Source organism: Streptomyces cyaneochromogenes (genome assembly GCF_003963535.1).
GTDB classification, from domain to species: domain Bacteria; phylum Actinomycetota; class Actinomycetes; order Streptomycetales; family Streptomycetaceae; genus Streptomyces; species Streptomyces shaanxiensis.
Window position 1 is genome coordinate 9,135,729 of the sequence record NZ_CP034539.1, and the last position, 18,691, is coordinate 9,154,419.

The 18,691-nt window shown below is 64.6% G+C and carries 21 protein-coding genes, 1 tRNA gene and 1 pseudogene; 12 read left to right on the forward strand and 11 right to left on the reverse strand.

Annotation, left to right across the window (positions count from 1 at the left end):
• The first annotated feature begins 326 nt into the window (after positions 1–326).
• On the forward strand, positions 327–590 hold the full coding sequence (locus EJ357_RS41235; protein ID WP_126397000.1) for a hypothetical protein: 264 nt from the start codon (positions 327–329) through the stop codon (positions 588–590).
• A gap of 57 nt (positions 591–647) precedes the next feature.
• On the opposite strand, the gene EJ357_RS41240 is transcribed toward EJ357_RS41235, so the two are convergent.
• Positions 648–1,589 (reverse strand): alpha/beta hydrolase fold domain-containing protein, encoded by a 942-nt coding sequence (locus EJ357_RS41240; RefSeq protein WP_126397002.1) that lies wholly within the window; start codon positions 1,587–1,589, stop codon positions 648–650.
• 176 nt (positions 1,590–1,765) lie between these two features.
• Here EJ357_RS41240 and EJ357_RS41245 point away from each other — a divergent pair.
• A tRNA-Pro gene (locus tag EJ357_RS41245) sits at positions 1,766–1,839 on the forward strand.
• 663 nt (positions 1,840–2,502) lie between these two features.
• Here EJ357_RS41245 and EJ357_RS41250 read toward each other — a convergent pair.
• The 3 genes from EJ357_RS41250 to EJ357_RS41260 all read right to left on the reverse strand — a co-directional run bounded on the left by EJ357_RS41250 (position 2,503) and on the right by EJ357_RS41260 (position 4,674).
• Entirely contained in the window at positions 2,503–3,174 is a 672-nt protein-coding gene (locus tag EJ357_RS41250) for an alpha/beta hydrolase (RefSeq protein ID WP_228472767.1), read from the reverse strand.
• Between the two features lie 313 nt (positions 3,175–3,487).
• On the reverse strand, positions 3,488–4,273 hold the full coding sequence (locus EJ357_RS41255) for an SDR family oxidoreductase (protein ID WP_126397004.1): 786 nt from the start codon (positions 4,271–4,273) through the stop codon (positions 3,488–3,490).
• A 38-nt stretch (positions 4,274–4,311) separates the two neighbouring features.
• Complete coding sequence (locus EJ357_RS41260; protein WP_126397006.1) at positions 4,312–4,674, reverse strand: nuclear transport factor 2 family protein; 363 nt, start codon at positions 4,672–4,674, stop codon at positions 4,312–4,314.
• Positions 4,675–4,752: 78 nt separating this feature from the next.
• On the opposite strand from EJ357_RS41260, the gene EJ357_RS41265 reads away from it, so the two are divergent.
• Together EJ357_RS41265 and EJ357_RS41270 are read left to right on the forward strand one after the other, a co-directional pair.
• A complete protein-coding gene (locus EJ357_RS41265) occupies positions 4,753–5,547 on the forward strand; it encodes a MerR family transcriptional regulator (protein ID WP_126397008.1) in 795 nt (264 codons plus the stop codon).
• 103 nt (positions 5,548–5,650) lie between these two features.
• Positions 5,651–5,857: pseudogene (locus EJ357_RS41270) on the forward strand (transposase); the annotation flags it as partial.
• A 390-nt stretch (positions 5,858–6,247) separates the two neighbouring features.
• Here EJ357_RS41270 and EJ357_RS41275 read toward each other — a convergent pair.
• The 4 genes from EJ357_RS41275 to EJ357_RS41290 all read right to left on the reverse strand — a co-directional run bounded on the left by EJ357_RS41275 (position 6,248) and on the right by EJ357_RS41290 (position 9,084).
• Positions 6,248–6,976 carry a ParA family protein gene (locus EJ357_RS41275; RefSeq protein ID WP_126397010.1) on the reverse strand — a complete coding sequence of 243 codons (729 nt, stop codon included), beginning with the start codon at positions 6,974–6,976 and terminating at the stop codon, positions 6,248–6,250.
• Between the two features lie 203 nt (positions 6,977–7,179).
• Positions 7,180–7,839, reverse strand: a complete 660-nt coding sequence (locus EJ357_RS41280; RefSeq protein WP_126397012.1) for a class I SAM-dependent methyltransferase — start codon at positions 7,837–7,839, stop codon at positions 7,180–7,182.
• Positions 7,840–7,931: 92 nt separating this feature from the next.
• Complete coding sequence (locus EJ357_RS41285; RefSeq protein ID WP_126397014.1) at positions 7,932–8,423, reverse strand: hypothetical protein; 492 nt, start codon at positions 8,421–8,423, stop codon at positions 7,932–7,934.
• 316 nt (positions 8,424–8,739) lie between these two features.
• Positions 8,740–9,084, reverse strand: coding sequence for a hypothetical protein (locus EJ357_RS41290; RefSeq protein ID WP_126397016.1), 345 nt, complete (start codon positions 9,082–9,084; stop codon positions 8,740–8,742).
• Positions 9,085–9,294: 210 nt separating this feature from the next.
• Between EJ357_RS41290 and EJ357_RS41295 the strand changes: the two genes are divergently transcribed.
• From EJ357_RS41295 to EJ357_RS41325, 7 genes are all read left to right on the forward strand, one after another.
• Positions 9,295–9,714, forward strand: coding sequence for a hypothetical protein (locus EJ357_RS41295; RefSeq protein ID WP_126397018.1), 420 nt, complete (start codon positions 9,295–9,297; stop codon positions 9,712–9,714).
• Positions 9,674–10,198, forward strand: a complete 525-nt coding sequence (locus EJ357_RS41300) for a DUF6879 family protein (protein WP_126397020.1) — start codon at positions 9,674–9,676, stop codon at positions 10,196–10,198. Before EJ357_RS41295 ends, EJ357_RS41300 begins: the two co-directional genes overlap by 41 nt.
• 7 nt (positions 10,199–10,205) lie before the next feature.
• The gene (locus tag EJ357_RS41305) at positions 10,206–11,075 is read left to right on the forward strand and encodes a helix-turn-helix domain-containing protein (RefSeq protein ID WP_175647712.1); all 870 of its coding nucleotides are present in this window, start codon (positions 10,206–10,208) and stop codon (positions 11,073–11,075) included.
• Positions 11,072–11,257 carry a DUF397 domain-containing protein gene (locus EJ357_RS41310; protein WP_126397022.1) on the forward strand — a complete coding sequence of 62 codons (186 nt, stop codon included), beginning with the start codon at positions 11,072–11,074 and terminating at the stop codon, positions 11,255–11,257. The genes EJ357_RS41305 and EJ357_RS41310 overlap by 4 nt, the downstream gene beginning before the upstream one ends.
• Positions 11,258–11,690: 433 nt before the next feature.
• The gene (locus EJ357_RS41315) at positions 11,691–12,089 is read left to right on the forward strand and encodes a hypothetical protein (protein WP_126397024.1); all 399 of its coding nucleotides are present in this window, start codon (positions 11,691–11,693) and stop codon (positions 12,087–12,089) included.
• Positions 12,090–12,458: 369 nt separating this feature from the next.
• Complete coding sequence (locus tag EJ357_RS41320; protein ID WP_126397026.1) at positions 12,459–12,794, forward strand: hypothetical protein; 336 nt, start codon at positions 12,459–12,461, stop codon at positions 12,792–12,794.
• A gap of 449 nt (positions 12,795–13,243) precedes the next feature.
• Positions 13,244–14,575, forward strand: coding sequence for a hypothetical protein (locus EJ357_RS41325; protein WP_126397028.1), 1,332 nt, complete (start codon positions 13,244–13,246; stop codon positions 14,573–14,575).
• A 212-nt stretch (positions 14,576–14,787) separates the two neighbouring features.
• Here the strand turns inward: EJ357_RS41325 and EJ357_RS41330 are convergent, their stop codons facing one another.
• Positions 14,788–15,459 carry a DUF2218 domain-containing protein gene (locus EJ357_RS41330; protein ID WP_126397030.1) on the reverse strand — a complete coding sequence of 224 codons (672 nt, stop codon included), beginning with the start codon at positions 15,457–15,459 and terminating at the stop codon, positions 14,788–14,790.
• Positions 15,460–15,574: 115 nt separating this feature from the next.
• On the opposite strand from EJ357_RS41330, the gene EJ357_RS41335 reads away from it, so the two are divergent.
• The gene (locus tag EJ357_RS41335) at positions 15,575–16,156 is read left to right on the forward strand and encodes a TetR/AcrR family transcriptional regulator (protein WP_126397032.1); all 582 of its coding nucleotides are present in this window, start codon (positions 15,575–15,577) and stop codon (positions 16,154–16,156) included.
• 113 nt (positions 16,157–16,269) lie between these two features.
• Here EJ357_RS41335 and EJ357_RS41340 read toward each other — a convergent pair whose 3' ends face one another.
• A complete protein-coding gene (locus EJ357_RS41340; RefSeq protein WP_126397034.1) occupies positions 16,270–16,794 on the reverse strand; it encodes a DUF4396 domain-containing protein in 525 nt (174 codons plus the stop codon).
• Positions 16,795–17,030: 236 nt separating this feature from the next.
• Positions 17,031–18,611, reverse strand: a complete 1,581-nt coding sequence (locus tag EJ357_RS41345; protein ID WP_126397036.1) for a multicopper oxidase family protein — start codon at positions 18,609–18,611, stop codon at positions 17,031–17,033.
• Positions 18,612–18,691 lie beyond the last annotated feature (80 nt).

Below are 18,691 nucleotides of genomic sequence, written 5' to 3' on the forward strand. Positions count from 1 at the left end.
CTCTGGACGCCCTGGGTCTGGGACGACCCTGGATTGTCGCTGAGATTGTTGACAAAACTGATCGGCATCGCCGCGGCGCGCGGCGGCAAGCGGGCGGACCGCAGTGACAGTGAGCGGGAACTGATCGGCGCGCACTGAGCGCACCCACCGGATGTGCCCCGACTGACGTCCGTCACCCGCCGATTGGCGTCCGTCATATGTACCGATGAGCCGAACTGGGTTATACGACGGTCTCGCGTATTGTTGCGTCATATGCCTGCTGTGACGCGGGCGACCCTCGGTGTGCCCGGGGCAGGGGAGTGGAACGGTTAAGGGGGATCGGTGACGTGACGGTATTTCTCGCGCTGGTGGCAGTCGTCGGGTACATGGCCACCGCCCATCTGCCGTGGTGGGTGGTCGTGGTCGTGGCCCTGCTGATGGCGGGATTCGCCGCGGGGAGGTCCTGGAGCCCGGTCCGGGGTGCCAGGACCACCACGACGCCGGGTCCTACGGATCGGCCTTCGTGCCCTCCGGCGGACATGTACCCGCCTGTCCCGCCCGCCCCGCCGGTCTCGGTGAGCGTGGGTGCCACCTGCCCGGACGATCAGTGACCGGGGCGCGCTGTCACCGACCGGCGGAGCGGATCGGCCTGTCGTGCGTCCGGGGTCTCAGGGCAGTCGACTGCCCGTGGCCTCCCGCAGATGCCGGGCGATGATCGCGTACACCTCGCGCGCCTTCTCCTCGTCCTGCCCGTCGTACCCGTGATCGGCGCCGCGCACCTCATGGTGCTCGACCAGGGCACCTGCCTCCCGGAGCCGCTCGGCATAGTGCTCGCCCTCGGCCCGGAGCAGGTCGTACTCGGCGGTGACCAGCAGGGCCGGGGCGATGCCCTTCAGGTCCGCGGTGTCCGAGGGGTGAGCGGGGGACACCAGCCGGTCGAGGCGCCGGCGCACGTCAGGGACGTACGAGGTGTCGAAGACGTCGGCCATCCAGGGCCGCAGCATCGGCTTGGCGATGGCGGCGCGCTTGTCCCGGGCGCCCGTCGCCAGGTCGAGCGGCGGATAGTGCAGGGCCTGGAGCGCGATCGAGGGGCCGCCCTCCTCCAGTGCCTGCCGTGCCACGGCCGCCGCGAGCCCGCCGCCCGCACTCTGCCCGCCCACGGTGAGCCGGTCGCCGTCCCAGCCCTCCTCGGCGCCGTGCTCCGCGACCCACCGGACGACGTCGTACGCCTGCCGGGGCGGCGCCGGGAACGGATGCTGCGGCGCGACGACATAGTCCACGTTGATCACGACCACCCCCGCCTCGGCGGCGAGGAAGCGGCACAGCGGGTCGTCGAGTTCGGTCAGCGTCATGACGTAACCGCCGCCGTGGAAGTTGACGTGCACCGGGGGAGCGGGCTCGTCGTCCGCCGGCAGATACACGGTGGCCCGCGCCGGGGCGATCGACGTCGGGATCGTCAACTCCCGTGTCCTGCGCGGATATTCGGGGAACCGGGCGTGCGAGGCCGCGGCGGAGCCCCGGCCGCCGGAGCGGCGGTCCGCCATGACGGTCACCCGTTGCATGGCCTTGGCGACGAAGGCGGCCACCGCGGGCCGGGCCAGGAGGGACATGTTGCTCCGTTCGGTCACGGCCCGGGGGCGGGGCCTGCCCGGCTGTCGATTCTGTTGAGTTAGGCAATTATAGGTGGCAGCAACTATGGGTCAAGGGGGCGGCCCGGTCGGGAGCGGGCGGCGCATGAGGTAGGGTTGACCTGCATGATCACGCGGTTCGCCGCGCGAACGGGCACCGGGACGTGGCGCAGCTTGGTAGCGCACTTGACTGGGGGTCAAGGGGTCGCAGGTTCAAATCCTGTCGTCCCGACTACTACAGGACTACGTAGTCGCAGGTCAGGGCCTTGGATCACTTAGGTGAGACGAGGCCCTTGATCGTTTCTAAGGCTCTCGTCTCACAACTTCTCACCAACGACAAAGTACTTGGCGAATACGCACGGCAGCAGCAACCGCTCAGTCAGCTCCTGGCCCGCGGTGCCGACCCACTCCATTTAGTGGGGCCCACAAAGAGTCCTCCAGGGCAGCATTGACGCTGCCATGCCGGTCAGTCGCGGCGCATAGCGCTCGCTCGCCTTTTTGCCTGCCTCAATCCTGCGCAACTCCGTCAAGTTGTACATACCGGCTTGCGACCCAAGCGGTACCAGCTCGTAGGTATCCGTAGGCGCCTCTATCGGCGTCATGATCCCCCACTAAACCGCAGATCAGCGACGCTTCCCAAGGGATGGCAGCCCACCAGACACCGTCCGCACGCTGGTGCTGACACGTACTTCGCGCAGCGGCGTTGCCCAGCGCCGGCCGCGTGGAGGTTCTGTCGGCAGCCAGGAGAGCGGGGCGGCTTGATGGGGTCGCCCGGCTGTCGGCCGTTGACGTCGTCGACATGGGCCCACAGCCCACCCGCGGTGTCCTCGCAGTCGGCGTCGAACGTGCCGAATCGATCAAGGAGCACCAAGCCCACCAGGGATAAACGCCAGGCTCAGGGAGAGAGGGCGGGGAGGGAATGGCTACGGTCATCAAGCATCGGCGACAGGAGCAGCTGGGCCAGGATTGCCGGGCCGTTGCGGTCGCGTGCCATCAAGGTGACACCTGCCGCGAGGCCGCCGCCGGCGCTCGCACCCCCGAGGACGATGCGTTCAGGGTCGATGTTGAGCTCGTGGGCGTGATCCGACACCCACACCAGGCCCGCGTAGCAATCCTCGACGGGACCCGGGTGGGGTGTCTCAGGTGCGAGCCGGTACTCGACCGAAACCACGGCCATGCCCATCGGCTCGGCCAGGTTCAACATCTCGACGAGGCCGAACCGGTTGTCTCCGACGATCATGCCGCCGCCGTGGATGTGGTAAAGCGCCGGGGTCGGGGTCGTCGCATGCTTCGGGAGACAGATCAGCAGCGAGATGTCCGGTTCCCCGTCCGGCCCTGGCACCGCCCGCTCCTCCACGCTGTAGGTGCCACCGCGCGAAAGGATCTCGTCGGTCGGGGTCTCCACCCCGGGGACGGGCTTGCGCATCTCAACGATGTTGTCCAAACGGTACGCGTCGGGGGAGCGCAGGCTGGTCAGGATCTCAAGGACGGGAGCGAGCTCCGGGTCGAAGGGCGGAGGCGGTCCGACCGGTTGGGGGGATGACAGGTCCGTGATTTGCGTGGTCATGTGTTCTCCTTGCGGTGGTCGACTGGGTGTCTGCCTGCCCCAGCTCACGGGGCAGCGGCACATGTCACGTGACCGATGCGGCCCGCCATCTGGTGGGGCAACCTGAGCGCTCGACACGTGAACTGGTGACGCGCAGCGTCTGGAGACGCGCGGCACGATCGCGACGACCAGGCGAGTGCCGGAAGCGCGACGACGGCGTCGTCGACGCGCTTCTCGGTGTTGCAGCAGCGTCTGAGAGTTCTCCGTGTGAAGGAGGGGGTTCCGCCGTCGGATCGAGCTGTTCGCGAGTGGCTACTCGGAGCCGGTGCCTGGCTCAGACGGTCCGGACAGTGCCGCCGTCAATGACGTACTCCGCGCCCACAATGGATGAGGCTCGGTCCGAGACAAGGAAGCCGACCAGGTCCGCAACCTCTTCCGTCGTTGCGAACCTTCCGAGTGGAAGCCCTCCGAGGGAAGCCATCAGGCTCTGCTTCGCCTCCTCGCGGGTCAGTCCGTTGCCCTCGGCGAGCTGGTCGATGAAGCCCTCATACGCTCCGGTCTGAATCCCCCCGGGGCTGACAGCGTTTACTCGCACTCCTCGTGGCGCCAGTTCGTTCGCAAGACCCTTGCTGTACGTACGCAACGCACCCTTCGCTGACGCGTACGGCAACGTCGCGTCGTGCAACGGCATCTGACGCTGGATCGACGTGACGTGGACAACTACTCCTGATCCGGCCTCCACCATTGCCGGCAGCAGCGCTCGATCCAGTCGGACAGCTCCCAAGAAGTTCAGGTTGAGTTCCGCCAGCCAGTGCTCCTCAGTCGCTGCCGCGAACCCGCCAGGTGGGGTTGACGACCCTCCGACAACGTGCACCAGGATGTCCAGCGCACCTCCCTCAGAGATCTTGGACACCACAACCTCTACACCGCCCACCGTGGAAGTGTCCGCCTCGATGAATCGGTCGGGGCGCTCGTAGCCGCCGGGCATAGTGCGTGCCGTGGTCCACACGTCGGCACCCATCTCTCGCAGTCTCTCTACGACGGCCTTGCCCGAGCCCTTCGAACCGCCCGTGACCAGCGCCCGGCGACCGTCGAGACGATCGCGATCTGAACTAGACATTTTTCTCTCCACTGAAGATCGAGGTGGTGCGGGTTCGGTCAGGCTTGGTGGTTGGCGATGACGAGTTCGGCGATGAGGTCGTCCCGCAGCGCGAACCGGTAGTCGAGCTCGGCGACGCCCCCCGGGAAGGTGCCCTCGAGCCGCACGGTTACCACCCAGTGGGCGTCATCGACGCGGTGAGCGCCGATCTGCTCGGTCGTGTACTCGAACTCGGACCCGGCGTCCCGCAGGAACGCGTAGGTCTCCTCTCGGCCGCGGAAGGTCTCGTCCTGGTCGACGATCACCGCATCCTCGGCGAGGAACGACGAGGCGGTGTCGGCGTCGCGGGCGACGTGGGCGGCGAAGAACTCGCGCACGGTGGTCGGGAGCAGATCGGACGGAAGGTCGGTGTGCTGTGTCATGAGCCCACCGTGTGACCTCGCGGGACGGGAGGGTCAAGCCGTGGACTCTCCCCCAGGGGGAGTGTTTAGAGTGACGGGATGTTGACCATCGGGGAGTTCTCGCGGCTGACCCACTTGAGCGTCCGGACCCTGCGCCGGTATCACGAGGCGGCCCTGCTGGAACCTGCCGTGGTGGACGAGACCACCGGTTACCGCTACTACCGCGTCGACCAGATCCCGACCGCGCAGGTCATCAACCGGCTCCGCGAGCTCGACGTCCCCCTGAGCGATGTGCAGCAGATCCTGCGGACCCCCGACCCCGGTGTCCGCGCGGCCCTGGTCACAGACCACCTGCAACGCCTCGAGGACGCACTCGACCGCACCCGGGCCGCGGTCGTGTCGCTGCGCCGCCTCCTCCGGCCCGACCCTGCGCCGATCGACGTCGAGCTGCGTGCAGAGCCCGCCCGGACGGTCGCGGCGGTGGAGGCCGTAGTCGGGCATCGCGACATCGCGACCTGGTACGCAGGCGCGATGGCCGAATTGGAGGCGGCCGTCGGCGCCGCCGTGACCGGACCGCCGGGCGGCAGCTACGACAACGCCCTTTTCGAGCAGGAGTGCGGTCACGCGGTCGTCTACCTGCCGACCGATGCGCCACCTCGCACCGGACGCGTGCACCCCACGACTCTGCCGGCCGCGGAACTGGCCGTCACCACCCACGTCGGCGAGCACGACGGCATCGAGGTCACGTATGGCGAACTCGGGACCTGGGTCGTGGAGAACGCGATGTCGGTGGCCGGGCCGGTGCGGGAGCGCTACGTTGTCGGCCCCCGTGACACCAGCGATCCCGCCGCATGGCGCACCGAGATCGGCTGGCCGGTCTTTCGTGTCACCTGAAGCGGTCAGTGCGGTGCGGAGCCTTGGAACAACGGAGCGCACGCCTTAAGCTCCGCCTTTCACGAGTTGGGGCGCCGAGGCTTGATCAAATAAGCAGAGAGCACTCCTGGCCTGGATGCCGATGCTCGCCCTGACCGGCACGGCCAGGCTCTGGGAGCCCCGCCGACTACGGCTCCGCCTGTTCACCGCGGCCGCACAGCTCGTGACCACAGGCCGCCGACGAACTCTCCGCCTGGCCCGGCACTGGCCCTGGACCGGTCACATCACCGCAGCTCTCGACCGGCTCACTCAACTGCCCGACCCTGGCTGACCAGCGGATTCCCCGTCCCTTCGACAGCACCTCAGCGCCCGGAGCAGTGGAATCCGGCGCCACCCCGAGGCGACACTCGGGTCTTCGGCCTGCACAGCCTCAGCCCATGGCACGAAAACGGTCCACCGACTCCGTCGGCGGACCGTCACGAAACTTCGAGGTTAGGTTGTCGCTGAGATTCGGCGATCTTTTGGAGGCTCTGATATTGGTCTTCATAGATGTCAAACTTATGTCGAGGCCTGATGGCTCGATGCTCCGGCCGGGCCTAGGGCTGTTTGAGATATCCCGACATCCACAGGTCGCTTCTTCGCGAAGAAGGCAGAGCCCTCCAGGTCGCGCTGTATGGAAGTGATGTTGAGTTTCTTATTCATAGGTCGAACAGCTCGCCGATCAGCTTCGTGTAGGCGAGAGCTGCGGGCGACTTGGGGTTGAATGAGAATACGTCTTGGCGTTGAAGTGGGCGTCTCTCGGATCAGTATTGCGGGGGATGACAGTGTTAAGTACCGAGCCCGTGTAGGTCTGGCGCAGAATCTGAAGAGACGTGCGGCTATTTATAGTCGAATCAGCCATGGCGAAGAGGAATCCGGCAAGCTCTAAGCGCGGATTGAAGAGCGCACGAACCTCTTTGAGTGTTTTACTTATTTGAACGATCGAGTCAAGCTCAAAGTATCCCGGTGCAACAACGACGATAACCTTGTCGGAGGCTGTGAACGCGTTTACCGTTAGCCACGAGAGAGCTGGAGGGCAATCGATGAAGACGCAATCGTAGCGATCTTTGACGGCATCCAGCTCACGCTTGAGCCGTTCCTCTCTGTGGTCAATGGCCGTTGTCAGCTCGACATCAGTATTGGAGAGCAGAATGTGCGAAGGGGCGATGCGGAGCCCAGGAATGGCTGTCTCATGGACGGGGAGGGGACTGCGTTCCAATATTGTGGCATAAATGGTCTGGTGCTTTTGAATCTGTGTGTAGCCAGCCAGAAGGACCTTGCTAGTGTTTGCTTGAGAGTCAATGTCGACCAGTAGGACGCGTCTACCTTTACGGGCGAGGCCGGCCGCAAGTGAGATGCTTGATGATGTCTTACCAACACCACCTTTCTGTGACGCAATAGAAATTACCATATTAAGTTAGATGAATCGAAACCCTGGACAGGTTGTCTCAATGCATCTCTTATTCTCTACCAGGATAGCGAAAAGTGAATTCTCCTGCCAATAAGGGAAATGAACGTTGAGGGAATTCGCCAAAACAAAAAGCCGGGTTCCCGGTAGGGGAGGCCCGGCCTCGTCATGTCCTCGATGGTCAGTGAATGATGCCCACCGGATGCTCACAAGGGTCTGACGGCAGTACCCAGGAGTGTGCCGATGTGCCCCTCGGTGGGAGCCTCGATGACCTGCACGCCCGCTCGGTGGAAGCCGTACTTCAGCATGAGATTCCGCCACTTCCGTGGGGTGTAGCTGTAGCGGTAGGTGTAGACGGGTTTTCCTGCAAAGCCGCCCTTGTACATGCCCTGTGGTCCATAGGCACCTGGGATGGCCGGCGGATGCGAGAAGGCGAAGACACCTCCAGGGTTCAGACGATCGTGCACCAGGGGGAGCAAGTGCGTGGGGTTTGCGAACCAGGCGCATCCGAAGATCGAGTAGATGGCGTCGTACGTCTCGCCGGTTGTTGCGAGGAAGGACAGCACCTCGCCTTGGTGAAAGACGGCTCCCGTGTCGGACCACCTGTCGGTGATCTTCTTGACCATGACGGGGGACAGGTCGAGCCCGTGTGCCTCCGCACCGCGCTGGGCGAGGTAGGCGACGGCACGGCCGGTGCCGCATCCGATCTCCAGCGTCTTCTGCGGCTCGCCGAGAATCTCCGGTCCTGGGCCGTGGTCCTGGTACTGGGTCCAACGGAACGCAGGCTGGGCATCCGGCTCGAACGCCGATTCCGCGTAGGTGTCCCAGACCTCGGTTTCCATGGCGTAGTCATGACGTACAGACACGAGCCGTCCTTGTAGTCGGTATGCGGGGACCCCGCCCTCGGGGAGTGGGGTTGAGGGCGGGGCGAATCTAGCCGGAGGGAAGAGGCCGGCGGTCAGTGTGAGTCGGGGACCTTGTCGTCACACGGGCCGCAGTCTGAGGCGTCGACCTCCCAGAGCTCCGTGTCGACTGTGAAGCCGTTCGCCCGGATGATCTCCGCGGTGCGCATAACGATCCCGTCGCGGCGGCGTTCAATCAGCGGTGCGTGGTGTTTGTACTGGCCGCCGTTGTACCGCTCGCAGATGGCGAAGTACACGGGGGTGTCGAGGATGATCTGGTGGACACCCTGGTCGACCTCGAAGCCCGGTCCCATGTCGTTGCCCGGCTTCTCCATGGCGGTGATCAAATAGGCGACGCCCTGGCTAAGAATGCGTTCCGCGAGGCTGCGTACCCGCACGGTGTCACGCATGAGGAGCTGCACTTCGCGCTCCCACAGGCCGATGCCGGGGTCGGGGATCAGATGAGGGTTGGCCTCTCCGATCTCGTCGAGGATGGCCTTGGGGTCCCGGACCCTTGTGGTCTGGGGAGCCTCAAGCAGTACGGTCATGGTCGTGCCCTCTCTTCGTTGTAGTGAGGGTGTGGAACCCCGCCCGCCTGGCCGACTGCCTAGGACGTTCAGATGGGCGGGGGCTTACCCCGCCCCAGCTCTGCGGGGGAACGGAGCTGGGACGGGCGCTATGAGGCGGGACACGCGTCCAACTGGTGGGTGTAGGCGCTGACGTATCTGCGGGACCACTCACAGCACCCTGCACAGGCGAAGCCTGGAGCAGTGACACCGTTGACCGTCACAGGGCCTATGAAGATCACCGGCTGGTTGGGCTTCCGGCAGAGCCAACAGAGACCCACAGCCCACCTCGTGACGGTCATCCCTCTTCGGCTCCGTTGGTCTTCTGGTAGATCGACAGCAAGGTGCTGGCAAAGACGGCCGAGTCCCGCATGTAGGCGTATGCGTCGTGCACAGGGGAGCGACTCGTCGGCCGGTTACTCATGGCCACGTGGCGTTCCACCATGCGCAGAAGCCGCAAGGTGTCTTCGCTCTCGTCCTCGTTGAGGCACTGCCCGACGAGCAGGTTCAGGTGCCCGATCAGCTCGCCGGTTCTCGCCTCGATGTCCTTGCGCGTCGACGTGCTGAGCTGCATGCCCCAGGCCAGGTCGACGGTCGAGGTGATCGTCTCTCCGTCGATGGGCAAGCTGTTGACGCTGACCATGTCATGTTCCTCCGTCACGCTTGCCACCACGCTTCTCCCCTCGATGCCGCAAGGGCGGGTTTGGGTTCGTTGACGACCGTAGAGCGGTTGACGTCCAACTCCCAAGAAGATTGCGCCAGTTTGCAGTGGGAAGATTGACGGCGTAGAACCCCTGCTCGACGCTTGGCGGGTCGCGCAATCCAGCGCAAGGCAGCGGACAGGAGAGCAGCCATGAAGCTACGGTTCCTTGGTAAGAACTCCCAAGGGGGAGAGTGCCCGACCCTCTACGCCACGGATCGAGACACGTACCTCGTCCAGGGCTGGAAGATCTTCGCGAATGACCTGCTGATGCAACTCACCATCCGCGAGGGCGAGACGGCCGTGGAGGTGCCCACCGAGCTGTTCGAGCACCTGACGAAGGACGGGCTTCCCTCTGGGGAGTTCAAGCGTCTTGAGGACCCACTTATGGTCCTCACTCCTGGAGGTACGTACGTTGTACAGGGCCAGGAGGTGACCGATACCGAGGCACTGGCACAAATGGACATCCCGGACTACGAAACCGTGGTCGAGGTCCCCAAGGCCGCGATCACCGCGCTACTGGAGGAACCGCGTGGAGCTGATCTCCAGCGCCGAGCGCAACCAGCTGTTTGATAGCTGTGTGCACGGCGCCTTCCACTTGGAGCTGAGGGACGACTACTCAGTCCCAGTAGAGGACGGCCCCTACGCGAGCTGGCTCCGTGGCGAGCCCTTGGACCACTCGTACATGGAACCGTGGACACAGCTAGTGAGACACGTCACCGGCTCGGGCAAGACCATGCGTCGGGTACGTGTGGTCACCGAACCGCACACTCCGTACATCCACTGGGAGTACCTCACAGCGCACGTCAACGAGGAGGCCGGCGAGTCCGTTAGGTGGTATCCGCGGCACCAGTTGCCGGAGGGGTTGACCTTCCCCGTAGACGGAAATGACTGGTGGCTGTTCGATGACTCGATCATCGCTGTGGGGCACTTCAGCGACTCAGGAAGGTTCATCGGGAACGAACTGATCGACACCCCTGCTGTCGTCGCCGAATGTGTCCGCGTGCGGGATCTGCTGTGGGCCTCTGCCGTTCCCCACCCCGAGTACAAGCCCTGATCCTTCCGTGAACAACCAAGCGCAAGAGACGCGAGAGGCGTTGGGAGCCCGGCTGCGTGGATTCCGCAAGGATGCGGGATTCAGTAGCGGCCGGGCCTTCGCCGTTGCGACCGGTTGGCAGGAATCCAAGGTCTCGCGCATCGAGAACGGCAAGCAGAACGCTTCCGAGAACGACATCCGCGTCTGGTGCCAGAAGACCGGACACGAAGCCGAAGTCCAAGACCTCATCGCGACGGTTCGCCACATTGACGAGCTGTGGCTGGAGTGGCGGCGACTGCTCCAGACCGGGGCCGAAGGACGCCAGAAGCAGTCCCTCCCGCTCTACAGGAAGACCAAGGTCTTCCGTATCTGGGAACCGAACGTCGTCTGGGGCACACTGCAGACCGCCGAATACGCCAAGGCCATCTTCGATGAGGTGTCACGCCTGTACGACACCCCAGGAGACATGGAGGCCGCCGTGGCAAAGCGGCTCGAACGACAGCAGTACCTGTACCAGGGCGATCGGATCTTCAACGTCCTCCTCGGTGAGCAGGCCCTCTACTCGAACCATGGTGGCTCGGAGGTGATGAGGGCTCAACTCGACCGGCTACTAGCTGTTCTGGCGCTTCCGCGGCTGAGCATGGGCATCGTCCCTCGTTCTGCGCAGCTCCACACGTGGATCGGGCACGGCTTCGTGATGTTTGACGACAAGCGCGTCATGTTGGAGACGTTCTCCGCGGAAATGGTCGTGACTCAGCCACGGGAGATCGACATCTACATGAGGGTCTTCGAGTCTCACAGGCGTGCTGCGGTGTACGGACAGACCGCTAGAGACCTGATACTGGCCGCAATCCAGCACTTTGACCGCATGGCAACCGACCAGGGAGGAATCTTGTGACGACCGAACCCAACTGGCGCACAAGCACCTACACCAAGTCCGACAGCTGCGTCGAAGTAGCCGATAACGACCCTACGGTGGTCAGGGTCCGGGACACGAAGCATCGAGAGTACGGCCGCATGGACCTTCGGCCGGCCAGCTGGGCGTGCTTCGTCGCGTTCACCAGGCAGCTGCCGCTGTAAGGACACCGCTCCTATCAACCGGCTTGTCGGCCTGAGGGTTTGGCCGGTGGCCTGCATCGTGTTGGGGAGTCAGGTCGGCCGCAAGCTTGTCCGCCGTACGGGCAGTACACCTACCCGTCAGAACCCGAGACAGGATCAGCCATGTTCCATTAGCATGTTCTCGGCATCATTTCGCACAATCTACACAAAACGGACACGGGGGATGAAATGGACCAGAGTGCCTTAATAGCGATGGCTGCCATCGTCCTGGCTCTTGGAGGAGCGGCAGTCGCCCTGAGGATCTCCTTCAACAAGAGGAACGAGACCCGGGGAGACGGCAATACGGCAAGGTCTGTGACAGTGCGTGGTCGGGGTAACATCACTGCGGGCGGCGACATATCCGGAATCGGGAACAGCCCCGACCCTCGCCGGGCAACAGGGTTTGGTCAGCAGAATGAGGCTGACTGACGTGGAGCAAGTCCAGGTCAACGTTTCCGGTGCGGGGAACGTCACCGCAGGCAGAGATATCTTCCTCCACGGCGACATCTACACCGTCGAGAGTGCAGAGAAGGCTCTGAGCAAGGCCGATAAGAGCGACATCGTCGAAGCTGTAGTGGCAGGGGTGCGCAACGGGTACATCGCGCCAGCCGTCGCGACGCAGATCGCAGGTGGCGCCCCTGCCAGACGGCGGGTAGGCGGGGGTGCACTCATATGGCCCAGCATGATCGTCACATTCATGCTGGTAGCCGCACTGTCTCAAGTGAACGTGGACTGGTTGCAAACCAAGAATTACTTGATCACCGGTGGCCTGATATGGCTGGCATGGGTGTCAGTCAAGCGGGGCTGGTGGTAGCTCTCAGATCCCACCCCCCCCATGAGGCATGAACCTCAACCGTAGGACCGGCAGGCTCGTCGGCCTGAGGGTTTGGCCGGTGGCCTGCATCGTGTTGGGAGCAGGGAGGGCTTACGCTCGCCAGCGAATCGGGCAGACACCGCCTGCCCTCAAGTGCCCGACGAGCCCTCTCTGTGTAGGGCCCCGGCGCGAGAGAGGTGGGTAAAGCCCCAGGGCCTTTTGCGGTACTTACCACCGTCCAAGAAAATCCACAAGATAAACGCAGCCACATGAATGAAAATCCCATCTCCGATTGCGGCAGTCATCAAGCGCCCTGACCCTGGAGGCGAATGTGAACTGTCGAGCAATGAGTAGACGATGGGAGTTGGCATGTCTGAGTCTTCGAACGGCTACGCCTGCGAAGCTGGCGCTCAAGACTTCACTGCCACGGCATACCGAGACAGCAAGGGCCAACGCTGGGTCACGGTGACGGGCACCTGTTCATGCCAAACCTCAGGCTACAAACTCAAGTTGGCACTTGCGTCCCCACTGCTCGTCCCAGTTCCCGAAGAACTGCACGTGAACCTGACCGAAGACGAGCCTAACGGTCCTGTCCTCGATGTCATCACCCCCACAGAAGTGGAAAGTAAGTTCAAGATCAGCGACGAAGTGGAGCGAGTGGTATTCCGGAATCGAAATTTCAGTGTCGAGATCAAAAAGGAATGAAAACTCTAGGTTGAGATAGCCCTTGGGGCTAAGAGGAGTACGCAAAGAGGGAAACACGAGAAGCGGTGAGGCTGGGGCCATCGTTACAGGATACTTCAATTGCCCCGGGTGGAAAATCAGCCTCAAAACCCTGCCGTGGAACATTTGTTCTGCGACATGACACTCTCGTAAGGCCTCCGGCTACAGGTCTTCCCCCTCCTTATGGCGTAAGGATGCTGCTGCCTCCCTGCGCGTCAAGGACTTCGCACGCCGGCTCCGCCGCTCCTTGACCCGATAGGGAAGACCGCAAGAGACCGTCAATTAGAGGAGGGAAGGGAAGAAATATTCAGATCAAAGGGGCGGGGTCGCTCTGCTGCCCAGGAACCATCGATGCTAAAGCGTGTTGCATAAGGCGCTTTAGGGCCGCAATTCCTCAGCGTCGCCAGCCGCTGCACTACTACCATGGCCACGTGGCAACGACGAACGAACCTCCAGCGTGCCAACCTCTCACGCCGGTCTACCCCTATAACGAACCGGGCCAGCCTGTGCTTCTGCACGACGGCCCGATCGGTGGGCTGGGGGCAACCGACGTTCATGGCCGTGTGGAGTTGACCTGCTCTAACGGGCTCAGCTTTGAGTGGGAGGTCGGCGACGGAACATCGCCGGGCTTCGCCAACCGAGATGAGGTTCTTCTGATACTCCACCGTCCGATGGGTGACATGGTTATGTCGGGAGTACCGCGCAACATCGACGGAGGATGGTCGAACGGGGCCGTCTTCGGAGACTCCCAGGCTCCCTTGACTCGAATCCTCGTTCATTGGTTCAACCTGCCGAACTGGCATGGTCCGTTGAGGCTGGCAGAGAAGATGGCCAACGGAGAACGCGAGTGGTCGGGCCGTTGGCAGCATCAAGCGAGCGGCTGGAAGATTACGCTCGACGTCCGCCCCGACTACCAGCGGGTTTGGCAGGGACTTTATGTGACTGATGTGTACGTGATGACGCATGTCATGGAGGTGTCTCGCGCCGACGATGCCGTCTTTACAGCCGACGAAGCCAGCCATCTGCTGACCGCGATGCATGTCGGGATCTCGTTTGCACTCGGCCGATGGGCCGCTCCGATGTTGCCCGTCGGAGAAGACAGCGACGGTTGCGGGGTGTGGGAAGAATGGCTGGGCTCTCACTGCGACCCAGCGCGCCGCACCAGCGATGGCTGGTGGTACGACCAAGATCATGAGTCACTCGGTGACTTCTTGAGCCTCGTGATCAAGGACTTCGCCGATCCTGACAGGCTTGTCCCACTGCGGTTTGAGATGATGTACGCGATCTCCGCCACTGGGAGCCGTGACTTCGTCGAGCCCCGGATCATCATGGGTACGGCCGGCCTGGAGCACATCATGTGGCAGAGCCTCGTCCTAGGCGGTGCCCTAACCAAGCAGCAGTACAAGCAACGCCCAGCTCACGACCTGCTTCGCAGGGTGCTCCGCGGTGCCCACATCCCCGTCGATATCAACCCCCGCCACCTTCCGGCTGCCGCACAGTACGCCGCCGACGTGAAGGCGAAGGAAAACGAGAATATTGACGGGGCCGATGTTGTGACTTGGGTCAGGAACCGACTGGTGCATCCACAAGAATCACAGGAACCCGTCTACCGATTGGATGGATTGACTAGAGATGCATGGCTCCTCGCTCGTCATTACCTCGTACTGCTGATCCTCAGCTCAGTGGGATACAACGGCAAGTACAGGGACCTCACGCGAATCCGCGGCTGGGTGGGGGACGTAAGTCTGGTGCCTTGGGCCTGAGAACTTGGCCGCCGCAGAGCCGCCTTCGTGCAGTTGCTGACCTGGTCCGCGTTGCAACACTTCTTTGAACTCGGATGTGGAGGGCGGCCACCCGACGACAGCCTCGATCAAGCGGGCGACGTCCCACGACCAGCGCCAAGCAGGTCCTGGAGACAGTCCGCTGACCGCCGTGCGGCACATCGATCACCCGGCCAACGCTGCGAGACGAGCCACTAGCCGGTCCGTCGTCGGCCGCGGCGGTGCGCGTGGCGGCCGAGGGCCGTCGCGGCCGCGATCTTTACGACCACGACGGCCAGAACGGCGCCGATTGTCCAGTCCGTCCAGCGTGGCCCGGAGAGCACAGCCTCCGCCAGGCCCAGGTGGACGGCGATGATCGCGAGAGCCAGGAACGCGATTCCGGCCCATGTGAGGTGTCTGCGTCTCAGCGAGGACGTGCGAGCAACGGCGCTGTCCTTCTGGTGTCGGGCGGCTGGCGCCCCTGCCCCATGCCCGACCTGCTCGTCCTGCTCGTCCTGCCAGTCCACCTGCAGTCCCTCGCGCCGACCGAACCTGTCGAGGTGCGTGGTCACGAGCTCTTGGAGTCGGCGCAGCCCCTGTTCGTCATCTCCCTCGGCGCGCAGCACCAGCGCGTCCCGTTCGGCGTGCAGCGTGCACCGGCCCCAGGGGAGGGTCAGAACGCCCTGGGTGTCGGACCACTCGACGTGGATCTGATCCGGCCGCAGACCGGGCGGCCGGTGACCGTCGGTCGGTGCAGCGGATGCGCCGCCGTGGTGGGACCGGGGGCGGTGGCCGAGGTGGCGGCCCTTGTTGCTCAGGTGCTTGCACAGCTGGACGAGGTACCGGCTGGGCCGGTCGGTCTCGACGCGGGCTTCGGTGATCGGCATGGCCGTCCTCGGGTGTCGGTGGTGCGGATCCTTGAGGCGCTCGCCAGATTTATCGATACATGATGTACTGGTCAAGTCATCGTGTATTAATGATGTCGCCTCGTACACTGCGGACGTGCCGAAGCTGTGGAACGAGACGATCGAGGAGCACCGTCGGGCAGTACGGAAGACGGTCCTGGACGTGACTGGGGCCCTGGTGGCCGAGCAGGGGCTCCGGGGGGTGACGATGTCCCGGATCGCGGAGAGGACCGGGATCGGCCGGGCCACGCTGTACAAGTACTTCCCGGACGTCGAATCGATCCTGGCGGCCTGGCACGAGTGCCAGATCGAAGGCCATCTCGAGGAACTCGCCGCAGTCCGCGACTGCCCCGGCAGTCCCGGCGAGCGCCTGACGGCGGTTCTCGACGCCTACGCCCGTATCCAACGGCGTCGCCACGGACATGACCCGGAGATCGGTGCCGTACTGCACCGAGGGCAACACGTAGCTCACGCGGAGCAGCACCTGATCCGATTCCTCGCCGACCTGCTGGCCGAGGGAGTGGAGGCCGGCGAGGTACGCGCCGACGTCGCACCGGATGAGCTCGCTGCCTACTGCCTGCATGCTCTCTCGGCGGCCGGCGGGTTGCCGTCCGAGGCCGCGGTGCGCAGGCTGGTCCGCGTCACGGTGGACGGCCTGCGCCCGTCGCAGTCGGTGTAGCCCGATCAGTCAGCCCGCGCATGTCGACGCGCATGAGCCCGTCCCATTGAGTCAAACGCGCTCGGGCGCCTCTGTTCACAGGGCGCCCGAGCACGCGTGGTCCGTCCGGCGTCTCAATGGTGGGCGTGTACGACGGCGTGGCCCTTGCCGCGGCCGATCATCCACTTGTTGACCGGGGTGGTGATCAGGAAGGCGACCCCGAACCCGCCCAGCAGGGCCGACCAGAACAGCCCGTCCGACAGGTGGGCGTCCATCGCGCCCGGGGTGAGCGCGATGATGGCGTTGTCGACGAGCTCCATCACGGCGATCGAGACCGTGTCGGCGGCCAGCGCGACCTTGATCGCGGACTTGAGGTCCAGGCCGGCCCGGAGGACCGCGAACAACGTGAACGAGTAGCCGAACAGGAACGCCAGCGTGATCGCCAGCACCATGGTGGGGACGTTGCCCCACAGCAGTGCGGTGCCGATGACCATGCCGAGGATCTCGCCGATGGCGCAACCGGTCAGGCAGTGCAGCGTCGCCTTCGCCGCCGTCGACCAGGACGCCCCCGGGTGAGCGCCGTGGTGTGCCGCGTGGCCGTGGCCCTCGTGGTCGATGGGGGTGTGCGTGGCGTCGGTGTGATGAGTGCTGTGATCCATGACCTTCATCCCCAATCCCCAATCCCGTTCAGTGTGACCGCCGCGTGGGGCTCACGATCCCCAAACATATACCCCTGGGGGGTATATTCCAAGGGTGATCCTGTCCCGTGGGAGTTCGTGCGCCGTCTGTGGCATTCGTGCTGATCGACGGGGCGCGGGCGGACTTCCGCTCGGATACAGGCCGGCGCGGCCGGGGCGCCCGGGAATCGGACCCGGGCGCCTACGGTCTGTTGGGATCAGCCCTGGTAGCCCACCAACGCCATCATTCCGGCCTCGCCGTGGTAGGCGTTATGGCAGTGCAGCATCCACTGCCCCGGGTTGTCCGCGTCGAAGAACACGGACAGCGTCCTCTTCGGCAGGACGATCGCGGTGTCCTTGCGAGGGCCACCGCTGCTGAGCTGGTAGGTGTGGCCGTGCAGGTGCATCGGGTGCCACATGGTGGTGGTGTTGACGAAGTCCAGCCGCACCCGCCGGCCTTCTTCGACAGTGATCGGGTTCGCGGTCGGGTTGTTCATGTCGAACCGCTTGCCGTTGATGGCCCAGTCGTAGGCCATCATGCCGCCGGTCAGCTCGATGCGGTGGACCTGATCCGCCTTCTTCGAGGCCAGCCGGACGTCGTCCGCAGCGCGCAGCTGCGAAGCGGTCGTGATCTTTCCGTCCAGCTCCTTGGGGCGCGTGGTGGGCTTTGGCGGCCCGCCCGAGCCGGTGCGGATCAGTGCCATACCGCTGGCGTTCTTGCCCTCCGCCAGTGCGACGAGCGGGAAGACGCCGTCGCCCAGGGTGACGAGGGCGTCGTAGCGCTCGCCCATGCCGATCAGCACGGTGTCGACCTGCTGGTGCCGGATCGGGAAGCCGTCGGTGTGGGTGAGGGTGAGCTGGTGGCCGCCGAGGGCGACGCGGTACGCGGTGTCGCCGCCGGCGTTGATCAGGCGCAACCGGACGCGCTTGCCGGGTTTGGTGCGGAAGACGTCCGGGTCGGCCGGAACACGTCCGTTGATGAGGTGGTGGGGGTACTTCACGTCGCCGGCGTCGCCCCCGAGCAGCGGGCTCCGGGCGCCCATCAGCATGAACCTCATCGACATGTCCGAGCCGGAGGACGGGGACGGTGAGCTGCTCGGCGTGTCCGTGCCGCCGCCCATGTCCATCCCGCCCATGTCATGTTCCTCGCTGTGCATTCCGCCCATGCCCTGCCTCAGCTCGGCGAACGCTTCGTCCGGTGTGCCGGTGACGCCGTCGAGCCAGTCGTCGAGGACGATCACCCACTCCTCGTCGTACGACAGTGGCTCCCGGGGATCCTCCACGATCAAAGGTGCGTACAGGCCCCGGTCGAGCTGGACACCGACGTGCGGGTGGAAGAAGTAGGTGCCGGGTGCGTCCGCGGTGAACCGGTAGGTGAAGTTGCGTCCTGCCCGGACGGCGCTCTGGGTGGCCGGCGGCGCGCCGTCCATGTCGTTGCGCAGGGCGATGCCGTGCCAGTGGATGGAGGTGGTGGCCCGGTCCGGCAGCTGGTTGGACAGCGTGGCGGCCAGCGTGTCGCCGGCCGAGACGCGCACTTCCTTGCCCGGCAGTTGGCCGCTGAAGGCCCAGGTGCCGGCCGTGATGCCCGCGCCCAGGTCGACCATGGCCCGGGCAGCGGTCAGGGGCAGTTCGTGTGTCCTGCCTGACTTGGCGCGCTTCTTGTCGGCGGCGGCGACGGCCGGCCCGGAGGGGCTGATCAGGGCAGGTGTGCTGCTGGAGCTGCTGCAGGCGGCGAGCGCGCCCGCGCCCGCGACGCCGAGTCCGGCCAGCAGGACGGAGCGGCGGTTCATGCTGTTCACGGGGATGTCCTCTTCTCGATCTCGCTTCTGTTCGGCCGCGTTCGGACACGGCTGAGCGCACACGTGAGCGCGCGCAGCCG